A 12828-nucleotide genomic window follows, 5' to 3' on the forward strand; every position below is an offset into this window, starting at 1 on the left:
GTGTGCGTCAATCGGGCCACTCCTAGAATCCTTTGCTTCGTTCCCCGACCCCGCAGGACCCGCCATGGACACCCGCGTTTCCGAACACCGCCTGCGCATCCAGCGCGTGCAGGACGCCCTGGCCACCGCCGGTGCCGACGCACTGCTCGTGCCCTCCAGCGACCCCCACCTCAGCGAGTACGTGCCCGAGCGCTTCCAGGGCCGGCAGTGGCTCAGCGGCTTCACCGGCTCCATGGGCACCCTGGTGGTCACGCGCGACCAGGCCGCCGTGTTCGCCGACAGCCGCTACTGGACGCAGGCCGAGGCGGAACTCGCCGGCACCGGCATCGCGCTGGTGAAGATCGCCTCCGGCGCGTCGGCGGAGCACGTGGACTGGCTGGCGCGCGAGGTTCCGCGGGGCGGCACTGTGATGGTGGACGGCCAGGTGCTGGGCTTGGCCGCGGCGCAGCAGCTGCGCGATGCGCTGCAGAAGGCGGGCGTGGCGCTGCGCACCGACACCGACCTGCTGGACCAGGCCTGGCCTGGCCGCCCCGTGCTGCCCGCCGCGCCGGTGTACGAACACTGCGCGCCTTTCGCCCCGGTGTCGCGCGCCAGCAAGCTGCAGGCCGTGCGCGCCGCGATGCAGGACCGGGGCGCCACGCACCACCTGGTGTCCACGGTGGACGACATCGCCTGGATCACCAACCTGCGCGGCAGCGACGTGACCTACAACCCGGTGTTCCTGGCCCACCTGCTGATCGGCCCTGCCCAGGCCACGCTGTTCGTCGGCGGTGGCAAGGTGGACGCCGCACTGGCGCAGACCCTGGCGGTCGACGGCATCACGCTGGCGCCCTACGACATCGCGGCCTCGACACTGGCGGCCCTGCCGGCCGAGGCCACCGTCCTGCTGGACCCCAAGCGCGTGACGCTGGGCCTGCGGCAGGCCGTCACCGCCGCGCGCGTGGTCGAGGCCACCAACCCCAGCACCCTGGCCAAGAGCCGCAAGACGGCCGACGAGGCGGCGCACATCCGCGAAGCCATGGCCGAGGACGGCGCCGCGATGTGCGAGTTCTACGCGTGGTTCGAGGCCGCGCTGGCCCGCGGCGAGCCGATGACGGAGCTGACGGTGGATGAACGCCTGTCTGCCGCCCGTGCCCGCCGCAGCGGTTTCGTCGGCCTGAGCTTCCCGGTCATCGCCGGCTTCAATGCCAACGGCGCGATGCCGCACTACCGCGCCACACCCGCCTCGCACGCCCGCATCGAGGGCGACGGCCTGCTGCTCATCGACAGCGGCGGCCAGTACCTGGGCGGCACCACCGACATCACCCGCGTCTGGCCCATCGGCACCGTCAGCGCCGAGATGAAGCGCGACTACACCCTGGTGCTCAAGGGCACGCTGAACCTGTCGCGCGCCCATTTCCCGCGCGGCACGCCCAGCCCGATGCTCGACGCGCTGGCGCGCGCCCCGCTCTGGGCCGAGCTCCTGGAGTTCGGCCATGGCACCGGCCATGGCGTGGGCTACTTTCTGAACGTGCACGAAGGCCCGCAGAGCATCAGCAAGGCCGTGCCCACGCCCGACATGGCGATGCAGCCGGGCATGATCACCTCGATCGAACCCGGCCTCTACCGCCCGGGCCGCTGGGGCGTGCGCATCGAGAACCTGGTGCTCAACGTGCCCGCGGGCGAGAGCGAGTTCGGCGAGTTCCTCGGCTTCGAGACGCTCACTTTGTGTCCGATCGACACCCGCTGCATCGAGCGTTCGCTGCTGCGCGCCGACGAGATCGACTGGCTCAATGCCTACCACGCCACCGTGCGCGAGCGGCTGTCACCCCGCGTGAGTGGTGACGCCCTGGCCTGGCTGCTGCAGCGTACCGAGCCGATCTGACGGCGGCGCGCATGGGCCTGGCGCTGGGCATCGACCTCGGCGGCACGAAGACCGAAGCCGCCTTGCTCGACGCCGACGGCCAGGCCGTCTGGCGCGAACGGGTGCCCACCCCGGCCGGCGACTACGCGGCCACGCTGCACGCGGTGGCAGGCCTGGTGCAGCGGGCCGAAGCCGCCCGCGGCCCGGTGGCCCATGTCGGCGTCGGCCACCCCGGCAGCCTGGCCGCCGACGGCCGGGTCAAGAACGCCAACTCCACCTGCCTCAACGGCCAGCCGCTTCAGGCCGATCTCGAACGGCTGCTCGCCCGGCCCTTGCGCCTGGCCAACGATGCCAACTGCCTGGCGCTGTCGGAGGCCACCGACGGTGCCGCGGCCGGCGCCGACGTGGTCTTCGCCGTCATCCTGGGCACCGGCGTGGGCGGTGGCATCGCCGTGCACGGCCGGGTGCTCGCCGGGGCCAACGGCCTGGCGGGCGAATGGGGCCACAACCCCCTGCCCTGGCCCGATGACACCGAAATCCGTGGCGCACCCGCCTGCTACTGCGGGCATCGGGGCTGCGTGGAAACCTGGCTCAGCGGCCCGGGCATCGCCCGTGACCATGGCACCCCGAGTCTCGCCGTCGAACGCATCGCCGAAGCCGCCGCAGCCGGGGACGCGGCAGCCCGGGCCACGCTGGACCGTCACGCAAGCCGCCTGGCCCGCGCGCTGGCAGGGGTCATCAACCTGCTGGACCCCGACGTCATCGTGCTCGCCGGCGGGGTCTCGCGGCTGCCTGGCCTGACCCAGGCGGTGCGTGCACGCTGGGCGCGGTGGATCTTCGCCGCAGGCAGCAGCGCGCCCCCCCGCACGCGGCTGGTGACCGCGGCGCACGGCGATGCCTCCGGCGTGCGCGGCGCCGCCTGGCTCTGGCGCTGACCCGGGGTTCGCTCCTGGCCGTCGGGGCTTCGTCGCCCGCACGACCGTGTCCGTCGCACGGCGCCTCGTCGTGCCGCCCCGCGGCTAAGCTGACCGCCATGCCCACCTCCGACCTGGCCCTGGACCAGCCCCTGCCGCCGGCCCTCAGCGGCAGCGGCCAGGGCTGGCTGACGCGCTACCGCCGCTGGCCGGTGTTCAGCCGGGGCTGGCGACGCGGCCGGCTGCTGGTGGCCCTGCTGCCCACGGCCGGGTTGCTGCTGACGCTGTCGGTGATTTTCTGGAACAACGCGCCCGCGGAACGACCCTATGCCGGGTCGGCCCAGTTGCTGGTCAACGCGTTCTGGCCGCTGCTGGCCGGGCCGTGGCTGGCCGGGTGGGTGCGCGCCCGCGGCTGGCCGCTGCGCCGGGAGACCTGGGCGCTGTGGGGCGTGATGGGCGCTGTGGTGGCCACCCAGCTCGCGTTCAACCAGTGGCTGGCCGAGCCGCTGAAACAGGCCGTGGCCGAAGCCACCGGGCAGGTCGACGAGCAGGGGCGCCGCATCCGCACCGTGCTGGCCTTTGGCCTGACCGTGACACGGGCCGACCGTGTCCCGGCGCCGGCGCCCGCAGCGTCGCCGGAGGCCGGGGCCGGGGCCGAAAGCGACGACGATCCGGCGCACCTGATGAACGGCCTGAGCGGCGCGGTGGTCACCTTCCTGCTGGCCGGCGGCCTGGGCATCGGTGCGCTGCGCCGCGAGCGCGAGGCCCTGGCGGCGCTGGCCCGCCAGCGCGAACTGGAGGAGGCGCAGACCCGACGGCGCGACGCCGAGGTCCGGCTGTCGGTGCTGGCGGCGCAGGTGGAGCCACATTTCCTGTTCAACACCCTGGCCGGTGTGCGCAGCGCCATCGCCACCGACCCGGCACGTGCCAGCGACATGGTCGACCGGCTGGTGGCCTACCTGCGCGCGGCCATCCCCCGCCTGCGCAGCGATGGCGGCGTGGCAGCCACGCTGGACGGGCAGATGGCCCTGGTGCGCGCCTACCTGGCGCTGATGCAGTCGCGCATGCCCAGGCTGGCGGTCGAGATCGACGTGCCACCCGATCTGGGCGCACGCCCGTTCCCGCCGCTGATGCTGATCTCGCTGGCGGAGAACGCCGTCAAGCACGGCGTGGAGCCCAAGGTCGGCGCGGCGTGCATTGCCGTGCAGGCCTGCATCGACGAGCAGGGACGCCTGGCCGTCACGGTGGCCGACGACGGCGTCGGCTTCGGTGGTGCCGCCGGCGCCGATGCCGGCAGCGGGCTGGGGCTGGCGAACCTGCGCGAACGGCTGCAGCAGCTCTACGCCGGCCGCGCCGAACTGGTGCTGCGTGCGAGGCCCGAAGGTGGCGTGGCGGCAACGATCGCCGTCCCGCAGGACCCACCGACAACCAAGGAGGCCCCATGACCACCGCCATCGTCGCCGACGACGAGGACCTGCCCCGCGCCGAGCTCGTGCGCATGCTCGGCCAGGCTTGGCCCGCGCTGCAGATCGTGGCCGAGTGCGAGCACGGGCCGGCGGCGATCGAGGCGCTCGACACGCATCGGCCGGACATCGCCTTCCTGGACATCCGCATGCCGGGCCGCAGCGGCCTGGACGTGGCCCGCGCCGCGAGCGGCCGCTGTCACGTGGTCTTCACCACCGCCTACGACAGCCACGCCGTCGAGGCCTTCGAGGCCGGCGCGGTGGACTACCTGCTCAAGCCCATCGACGCCGCGCGCCTGGCGCAGGCCGTGCAGCGCCTGCAGGCGCGCCTTGGCGGTGCCGCGCCGGTGCCCGATCTCGACGCCGTGGTCGACCAGCTGGCCCTGCGCCTGCAGGGCCGGGCCGCCGCCGAGGCACCCCCGCTGCGCTGGATCAGCGCCAGCGCCGGCGACATCGTCAAGCTGTTCGCCATCGACGAGGTGCTGTTCTTCCAGAGCGACGAGAAGTACACGCGCGTCGTCACCGCCGGCGACGAGGCCCACGTGCGCAAGCCGCTGCGCGAGCTCATGACCGGCCTGGACGCGGAGCGCTGGTGGCAGGTGCACCGCGGTGTGGTCGTGCGCGCCGATCGCATCGCGGGAGCCGTGCGCGACGACATGGGCCGCATCACGCTGCACCTGAAGGACCACGCCGAGACGCTGCCGGTCAGCCAGGCCTACGCCTGGCGCTTCAAGCCGATGTGACGCGGTTCGCCGGCGCGGCCTTCAGCCCAGGTGGGCGCCGAAGAAGCGCAGCGTGCGGTCCCAGGCCACCTGGGCCCAGGCGGCGTCGTACTGCGTCATCGCAATCCGCCCCGGCCCCTGCGCGGTCTCGTTGGCAAAACCATGGTGTGCCAGGTAGCGGTGGCCGGTGTAGCGCACGCCGGCGGCCGTGAGCCTGGCTTCCAGCGCGTCGACGCCGTCGATCGCGAAGGCGCCGTCCTGAGTGGCCCAGTGCGCCATCATCGGTGCCTGGATCCTGCTGGCGTCGACGAACTCCAGTGGCGGGTAGCCGTACCAGACCACGCCGGCATCGGCCTCGGGCGCCATCGTCAGCGCCAGCACCGTCAGCGCACCGCCCATGCAGTAGCCGGTGACACCCACCTTGGGGCAGCCGCGGGCCTTCAGCGCCTGCACCGCACCGCGCACGTCCTGCGACGCGGCGTCACCGAAGTTCAGGTTCGACATCAGGTGGTGCGCCTCTTCGGCCTCCACGGTGCTCTGGCCGCGGTACAGGTCCGGCACCAGGGCCCGGTAGCCGGCCAGCCCGAGGCGATCGGCCACGCCCCGGATCTGGTCGTTCAGGCCCCACCACTCCTGGATCACGACCACGCCGGACGCGCCGTCGATGCCCGGGTCGGCCAGGTAGCCGGAGACGGACTGCCCATCCGGGCGGTCGAAGCTGATGGTCTGGGCCATGGTCGATCCTTTCCTGCATGCTGTCACGGCATGGCAGGCACGCGCGCCCGCCTTGAGCACCAAGCGTACGCCAAGGCTTCGTCGAGGTGCATGGTGGACGGACACGAGCGCTCGGTGGAAGCCCGCCCCCCGGAACACGGGGGGCCAGGCATCGTTAGGTTCTGAACGATGCAGTCACCATGCTACCGTGACGTTTTCAACGCCCTGTGGGCCTCGAGGCGTCGTTGAACGCCGCGAGGCACGCCTTCCTGGAGAGCCAAGAGATGTCACGCTTGAACCGACTGCCCGTTGCGCTGGCCGCAGCCGTCCTGCTGGCCGGCGCCGCCACCCAGGCCTTCGCCCTGACCCCAAAGGTGGCCTCGGGTTCCACCAGCGGCCTGAACTGGACGGCTCAGAGCCTGCTCACCGGCGCCGCGCCCGGCGGTACCGGTACCGGGTTCGACGACCTGCTGGGCAGCTTCCTGTACCACCCGTCCTTCCCCGGCTACAGCGGCGTCGTCGGCATGCTGATGGACTACGGCCCGGGCGGCGCCTTCATCTGCTCGGGCACCCTGCTGCCCGACCGCATGTCCGTCCTGACCGCGGCGCACTGCGTGTCCGACGGCGCCGGCACGGCCAACCCGCTGACGACCACCATCCTGTTCCAGCCGCCGGGTGGCATGGCGCCCGACCAGCGCATCTACACCTTCCCGAACCCGGCCACGCAGGTGACGGTGTCGCAGTACTTCGTCAACCCGAACTACACCGGCGAGGTCATCGACCAGAACGACATCGCCGTGCTGCGTCTGTCGGAAATGGCGCCGGAGTGGGCCTCGTCGTACGGCATCTACACCGGCGGCGACCTGACCGGCAAGGACTTCAACGTCGCCGGCTATGGCCGTATCGGCACCGGTGACGCCGGCAGCGTCGGCTTCACCGGCCGCCTGCGCCAGGGCGACAACATGTACGACTACGCCTGGGGCAACGCCGCCTTCGACGGGTTCTTCACCGACGGCTTCTTCGGCTCGGCCGACGTCGAGTTCAGCTTCGTGTCCGACTTCGACAACGGCCTGGCGGCCAACGACCAGGCCGGGCTGATCGCCCAGGCCTTCGGATCGAACGCGTTCAATGACCTCGGTGTCGGCGCCCGCGAAGTGGGCGTGGCCGGCGGTGACAGCGGCGGCCCGAACTTCATCGACGGCATGATCGCCGCGGTGAACAGCTACGGCCTGACCTTCGGCACCGACTTCGGCGACCTCGGCGGCGGCCTGAACAACGGCTTCGGCGAGTTCAGCGGCTATGTGCCCACCTACATCCACGCCGACTGGATCGCCGCGCAGATGGTGCCGGAACCCGGCACCTACGGCCTGATGGCGCTGGGCCTGCTGGCCGTGGGCGGGATCGCCCGCCGCCGTCGCGCTGTCTGACCCGCATCGCGCCGACACCCGAAGGCCACGCCACCCGGCGTGGCCTTCGGCCTTTCCGGACCTACATCTGCCGGAACAGGTGCAGGTAGCTGCGGCTGACGGGCAGCACCTCGGGCCGACCCTTGAGGTGCACGTCGGCGGTCTCGTTGGCGCCGCGCACCACCTGCGCCACCTGGTGCAGGTTGACGATGACCGAGCGGTGCACCTGCACGAAGCGGTCCGGGTCCAGTTCGTCGGCCAGTTCGCGGATGGTCTTGCGGATCAGCGCCTCGCCGCCCGGCCAGACCACCAGCGTGTACTTCTCGTCGCTCTTGAGGTAGACCACCTCCTGCACCGGGATCAGGCGCACGCTGTTGCCCACCGATGCCCGGATCCACTGCAGCCAGCCGCCGGGCGCGCCCTGCCGCCGGCGCAGTTCGTCGGCCAGACGCTCGAGCACCGGCTCCAGGGTCTCCGGCGCGACCGCCTGGCCGCCCAGGCGCTGCTGCAGCCGGCGCACCGTCTCGCCCAGGCGCGCCGGCTCGAACGGCTTGACCAGGTAGTCCAGCGCGCCCTGTTCGAAGGCCTGCACGGCGTACTGTTCGTAGGCCGTGACGAAGACGATCTCGGCGCGCCGCCCGATGCCGCGCGCGGTCTCGATGCCATTGAGCCCGGGCATGTGCACGTCCAGGAAGGCGATGCGCGGCTGCAGTTCGTCGAACAGTTCCAGCGCCTCGCGGCCATTGCGTGCCTGCGCCACCACCTGCAGTCCGGGCCAGGCCTGGGCCAGGTGCTGGGCCAGGCGTTCGCGCAGCAACGGCTCGTCGTCGGCGATCAGCGCGGTGACAGGCGTGGCCGGGGTCATGCCGCCGACTCCTGCGGGATCACCAGTTCGGCACGCAGGCCGTGTGGCGCCGATTCCGACAACTGCAGTATGGCACCCGGCCCGAAGAACGCCGCCAGGCGATCACGCAGGTTGTTCAGACCCGTGCCCGGGGCCGCCTGATCGGCCATGCCCACGCCGGTGTCGGCCACCCACACGCGCAGGGTGCCGTCGTCCGCGACGGCCCCGCCGACGTCGATGGCCCCGCCGTCCTCGGCCGGGTCGATGCCGTGGCGCACGGCGTTCTCCACCAGCGTCAGCAGCGCCATCGCCGGGAACCGGCGGTCCGCCAGCGGTGCCGGCACATCGACGCTGAAGCGCAGGCGATCGGGCATGCGCATCTGCATCAGCGCCAGGTAGGCGCGCACGAGTTCGAGTTCGCGGCCCAGCGTCGGTACGCCATCGTGCAGGCGCGGCACGGCGGCGCGCAGGTAGGCGATCAGGCTCGCAAGCACCGGCGCCGCGCGTGGCGAGCCGGCCTCCACCAGGGCCTGCACGTTGGCCAGCGTGTTGAACAGGAAGTGCGGCTCGATCTGCGCCTGCAGCAGGTTCATGCGTGCATCGAGCGCCTGCTTCTCGAGCCGGCTGCGTTCCAGCGCGAACTGCAGCGCCTGCTCGGCCTCGCGGTGCTCACGTTCGCGCAGCAGCGCCGCGGCGGTGATGACCAGGCCCAGGATCAGTGCCACCGCCGCGATCCACAGGAAGCCCAGCATGCGTGCCGGTGTGTCCAGCACCGTGCCGACGCTGCCGCCGGCCGACACGGTGGCACCGATGAAGGCGGCGATGGGCGCGGCCACCGCCACCGCCACCACCTGCAGGGTCTGCCGTCCCCAGGCGGGCACCCGCGACGGCAGCAGCCGCTGCAGGACGGCGCCGGTGGCCACGTAGGTCAGCAGCAGCGCCATCGCCAGGAAGACGGTGCGCCCCAGCAGAATGGGGAACGGCGTGATGAAGATCGGGTTCAGCGCCGCTGCCGCCGCCAGGCCCAGGCCCAGCGCGACCAGCACGCTGCGCAGGCTCAGCGCGGCCCAGGGCGACGGACTCGGTTCGGTGGCGATGTGCATGGTCGCGCAGCGTAGCGCCGCTGCAGTCGCGCACAAGGCCCGAAGGGTGTCGCTGCGACGAACGACGGCCGGCGGGGCGTGAGTGGCGGCGCCCCGCGGCTGCGGGCGCAAGACCTGCGCAGGCCGTTCGGTGGGCTTGCGGCCTCGGAGGCCGCGCGCGCGAGACGCGCGCAGGCCGTTCGGCAGGCGAGAAACCGTGCGCAGGCACGGTTCGTCGTCCCGCCTCGGAGGTTGCACGCGCAAGACGCGTGCAGACTGTTCGCCAGGCGTACGACAGTGCGTAGGCACTGTCGTACGTCCTGGCTCACCTGATCGGCTTGAAGCGCAGGCGGTGGGGCTTGGCGCCCTCCTCGCCCAGGCGCTTGCGCTTGTCTTCCTCGTACTCGCGGTAGTTGCCGTTGAAGAAGACCCACTGGCTGTCGCCTTCGGCGGCCAGGATGTGGGTGCAGATGCGGTCGAGGAACCAGCGGTCGTGGCTGATCACCATCGCGCTGCCGGCGAACTCCAGCAAGGCTTCCTCCAACGCGCGCAGAGTTTCCACGTCCAGGTCGTTCGACGGCTCGTCGAGCATCAGCACGTTGCCGCCCTGGGCCAGGGTCTTGGCCAGGTGCAGCCGGCCGCGCTCGCCGCCGGAGAGCTGGCCCACCAGCTTCTGCTGGTCGTTGCCCTTGAAGTTGAAGCGGCCCAGGTAGGCGCGGCTGGGCATCGTGAACGGACCGACGACGATGTTGTCCAGGCCGCCGGAGATGTCCTCCCACACGGTCTTGTCGTTGGCCAGGCTGGCGCGGCTCTGGTCGACGAAGGCCAGGTGCGCGGTCTTGCCGATGACCACCTCGCCGCTGTCGGGCTGCTCCACGCCCTGGATCAGGCGGAACAGCGTGGACTTGCCGGCACCGTTGGGGCCGATGATGCCGACGATGGCGCCTGGCGGCACCTTGAAGCTCAGGTTGTCGATCAGGCAGCGGTCGCCGAAGCTCTTGGTGACGTTCTTGAACTCGATGACCTCGTTGCCCAGGCGCTCGGCCACCGGGATGAAGATCTCGTTGGTCTCGTTGCGGCGCTGGTAGTCGACGTCGCTCAGTTCCTCGAAGCGGGCCAGGCGCGCCTTGCTCTTGGCCTGCCGGCCCTTGGCGTTGGACCGCACCCACTTGAGCTCCTCCTTCATCGCCTTGATGCGCGCGTCTTCCTTCTTCTGTTCCAGCTCCAGGCGCTTCTCCTTCTGGTCCAGCCAGTCGGAGTAGTTGCCCTTGTACGGGTGGCCGTAGCCGCGGTCGAGTTCCAGGATCCACTCGGCGGCGTTGTCCAGGAAGTAGCGGTCGTGGGTGATGGCCACCACGGTGCCCGGGAAGCGCTGCAGGAACTGTTCCAGCCACTCCACGCTCTCGGCGTCCAGGTGGTTGGTGGGCTCGTCGAGCAGCAGCATGTCGGGCTTGCTCAGCAGCAGCCGGCACAGCGCCACGCGGCGCTTCTCGCCGCCGGAGAGCACGCCGATCTTGGCGTCCCAGGGCGGCAGGCGCAGCGCGTCGGCGGCCAGTTCCAGCTGCAGGTCGGTGTTCTCGCTGCCGGCCGCGGCGATGATGGCCTCCAGCTCGGCCTGCTCGGCGGCCAGCTTGTCGAAGTCGGCATCCGGCTCGGCGTACTCGGCATAGACCTCGTCGAGCCGCTTCTTGGCCGCCAGCACACCGCCGATGCCCTGCTCCACCGACTCGCGCACGGTCTGCTCCGGGTCGATCTGCGGTTCCTGCGGCAGGTAGCCGATCTTCAGGTCGGGCATCGGCACGGCCTCGCCCTCGATGTCCTTGTCGATGCCGGCCATGATCTTCAGCAGCGTCGACTTGCCGGCGCCGTTGAGGCCCAGCACGCCGATCTTCGCGCCGGGGAAGAACGACAGGCTGATGTCCTTCAAGATCTGCCGCTTGGGCGGCACGATCTTGCTGACGCGGTTCATCGTGTAGACGTACTGGGCCATGGGGTGCGTTCTCTTGGTGTGCTGGCGTGGTGCCGCGCCTCGCAGGCCTGGCAGGCCTGCGCGCGGCTTGCGCAGCGGGCACATGTGCATGCGCCCGCGCGGCGAACAAACGCGGATTATCCCGCACAGTGGCAGCACATGCGGCCTAAGCCTGCTACGGTCCCGTCCCGTGCCCCCGCTGCTCCACCTGATCGCCCTTGGCAACCTCGTCATCGGATCGTCGGCCTTCGTCGTCTCGGGCATCGTCGACCTGATCGCCTCTGGCTTGGACGTGAGCATGGCCGCGGCCGGACAGGCCATGTCGGCCTACGCCCTGGCCACCGCCGTGTTGGCGCCGATGATGCTGGTGGCCACCGGCCACTGGCCGCGGCGACGGGCATTGCTGTTCGCGCTGGCGCTGTTCACGGCCGGCAATGCGCTGGCCGCGGTGGCGACCAACCTCGGCCTGCTGTATGCCGGGCGCATGCTGATGGGGCTGGGCTCGATGTTTACGCCCATCGGCGCCGGCATCGTGCTCGCGGCCGTGGCCCCGGCGCGCCGCGGCCAGGCCTTGTCGCTGGCCTTCCTGGGCGTCAGCCTGAGCTACGTGGTCGGCGTGCCGCTGGGCGCCTGGGTCGGCCGCCAGCACGGCTGGCAGGCCGCGCTGTGGCTGATGACCGTCGCCAGCACAGCGATGACCTTGCTGGCTGCCTGGAGGGTACCCGCTGACATCACGGCGCCCGGCGCCAGCTTCCAGGGCATGGGGGCCGTCCTGCGGCAGCCGCATGTGCGCGCGGCGTTGGCCGTCACGCTGCTGTACTTCACGGCGATCTTCACAGCCTTCTCGTACATCGCGCCGCTGATCCGGGCCCTGGTGCCCGAGGGCGGCCTGGGCGTGTCTTGGACCTTGACCGCCTTCGGCCTGTCCGGGGTGGCCGGCACGCTGCTGGGCGGTGTCGCCGCCGACCGCCTGGGGCCGTGGCGCACGATGTTGGTGCTGTTGGCCGTCCTGGTGCTCATGCAGGCGCTGCTGCCGCTGACCGCGGGGCACCCGGGCTGGATGCTGACGGTGCTGGTGACCTGGGGCTGCGCCGGTTTCGGCCTCATGGCGCCGCAGCAGGCCCGCCTGGCCCAGATGGCACCACAACACGCACCCCTGCTGCTGTCACTGAACGCGTCGATGCTCTACGTCGGCACGGCGCTGGGCGCCGCCATCGGTGGCGTGGCCGTGATGCAGGTCGGCCTGGTGCACCTGACGTGGATCGCGGTACCGTTCGGCATCGCGGCATGGCTGTTGCTGCGCTTCGAGCCCACCCCTTGAAACCCGGGGCCATCGACCCGATCTCATCAACGTAGGAGGAATCGAACCCATGAACCAGGTGATGACCGTCGAAGCCCCGGAAGGCCTCGTGACGACGATGCACATCGTCTATGCGCTGCACGCGCTGGGTCTGGTGCTGGGCGCCTTCGGTGCCGCCAGCGTCATCGGCTCCTTCCTGTTCGGCTGGCCGTCGATCATCGCGGTCATCATCAGCTACGTGAAGCGCGGTGACGCGCGCGGCACCTGGCTGGAATCACATTTCACCTGGGCGATCCGCACCTTCTGGTACGCACTGGCCTGGGCGCTGCTGGTGGCCCTGGTGTCGTTCCCGCTGACGCTGGTCATCATCGGCATCGCCACCTGGGCGCTGGGCCTGTTCCTGCTGGGCATCTGGGCGATCTACCGAATTGCCCGCGGCTGGCTGCGCTTGAAGGACCATCAGCCCATGCCCATGCCAGGGTAAACTCGCGGTCAATGCGGTGGCCCCCAGTCGCCACCGCGCCGTCGATCTCGACCTCTCCTCAGCTTCGCGCCTGACGACTGGAGCGCC

11 protein-coding genes are annotated in these 12828 nt (G+C 71.1%); 7 read left to right on the top strand and 4 right to left on the bottom strand.

Annotation, left to right across the window (positions count from 1 at the left end):
- The first annotated feature begins 64 nt into the window (after positions 1-64).
- From ENE75_RS16760 to ENE75_RS16775, 4 genes are all read left to right on the top strand, one after another.
- A complete protein-coding gene (locus ENE75_RS16760) occupies positions 65-1864 on the top strand; it encodes an aminopeptidase P family protein (protein WP_128199485.1) in 1800 nt (599 codons plus the stop codon).
- Positions 1865-1875: 11 nt separating this feature from the next.
- Complete coding sequence (locus ENE75_RS16765; RefSeq protein WP_128199486.1) at positions 1876-2778, top strand: ROK family protein; 903 nt, start codon at positions 1876-1878, stop codon at positions 2776-2778.
- Between the two features lie 98 nt (positions 2779-2876).
- Positions 2877-4202 carry a sensor histidine kinase gene (locus ENE75_RS16770; protein ID WP_128199487.1) on the top strand — a complete coding sequence of 442 codons (1326 nt, stop codon included), beginning with the start codon at positions 2877-2879 and terminating at the stop codon, positions 4200-4202.
- On the top strand, positions 4199-4963 hold the full coding sequence (locus ENE75_RS16775) for a LytR/AlgR family response regulator transcription factor (RefSeq protein WP_128199488.1): 765 nt from the start codon (positions 4199-4201) through the stop codon (positions 4961-4963). The genes ENE75_RS16770 and ENE75_RS16775 overlap by 4 nt, the downstream gene beginning before the upstream one ends.
- 21 nt (positions 4964-4984) lie before the next feature.
- Here ENE75_RS16775 and ENE75_RS16780 read toward each other — a convergent pair whose 3' ends face one another.
- Positions 4985-5677 carry a dienelactone hydrolase family protein gene (locus ENE75_RS16780; RefSeq protein ID WP_128199489.1) on the bottom strand — a complete coding sequence of 231 codons (693 nt, stop codon included), beginning with the start codon at positions 5675-5677 and terminating at the stop codon, positions 4985-4987.
- Positions 5678-5940: 263 nt separating this feature from the next.
- On the opposite strand from ENE75_RS16780, the gene ENE75_RS16785 reads away from it, so the two are divergent.
- Positions 5941-7083 carry a trypsin-like serine protease gene (locus tag ENE75_RS16785; RefSeq protein ID WP_128199490.1) on the top strand — a complete coding sequence of 381 codons (1143 nt, stop codon included), beginning with the start codon at positions 5941-5943 and terminating at the stop codon, positions 7081-7083.
- A gap of 61 nt (positions 7084-7144) precedes the next feature.
- Here ENE75_RS16785 and ENE75_RS16790 read toward each other — a convergent pair whose 3' ends face one another.
- The 3 genes from ENE75_RS16790 to ettA form a co-directional block, all read right to left on the bottom strand.
- The gene (locus ENE75_RS16790) at positions 7145-7927 is read right to left on the bottom strand and encodes a LytR/AlgR family response regulator transcription factor (protein WP_128199491.1); all 783 of its coding nucleotides are present in this window, start codon (positions 7925-7927) and stop codon (positions 7145-7147) included.
- Entirely contained in the window at positions 7924-9009 is a 1086-nt protein-coding gene (locus tag ENE75_RS16795) for a sensor histidine kinase (RefSeq protein WP_128199492.1), read from the bottom strand. The genes ENE75_RS16790 and ENE75_RS16795 overlap by 4 nt, the downstream gene beginning before the upstream one ends.
- A gap of 304 nt (positions 9010-9313) precedes the next feature.
- Positions 9314-10978: an energy-dependent translational throttle protein EttA gene (ettA, locus tag ENE75_RS16800; RefSeq protein WP_128199493.1), complete on the bottom strand. Its 1665-nt coding sequence runs from the start codon at positions 10976-10978 to the stop codon at positions 9314-9316.
- 169 nt (positions 10979-11147) lie between these two features.
- Here ettA and ENE75_RS16805 point away from each other — a divergent pair, with 169 nt between their 5' ends.
- Positions 11148-12278: an MFS transporter gene (locus ENE75_RS16805; protein WP_128199494.1), complete on the top strand. Its 1131-nt coding sequence runs from the start codon at positions 11148-11150 to the stop codon at positions 12276-12278.
- A gap of 49 nt (positions 12279-12327) precedes the next feature.
- A complete protein-coding gene (locus ENE75_RS16810) occupies positions 12328-12741 on the top strand; it encodes a DUF4870 family protein (RefSeq protein WP_128199495.1) in 414 nt (137 codons plus the stop codon).
- Positions 12742-12828: the final 87 nt, after the last annotated feature.

The organism is Rubrivivax albus (assembly GCF_004016515.1).
GTDB lineage: Bacteria > Pseudomonadota > Gammaproteobacteria > Burkholderiales > Burkholderiaceae_C > Rubrivivax > Rubrivivax albus.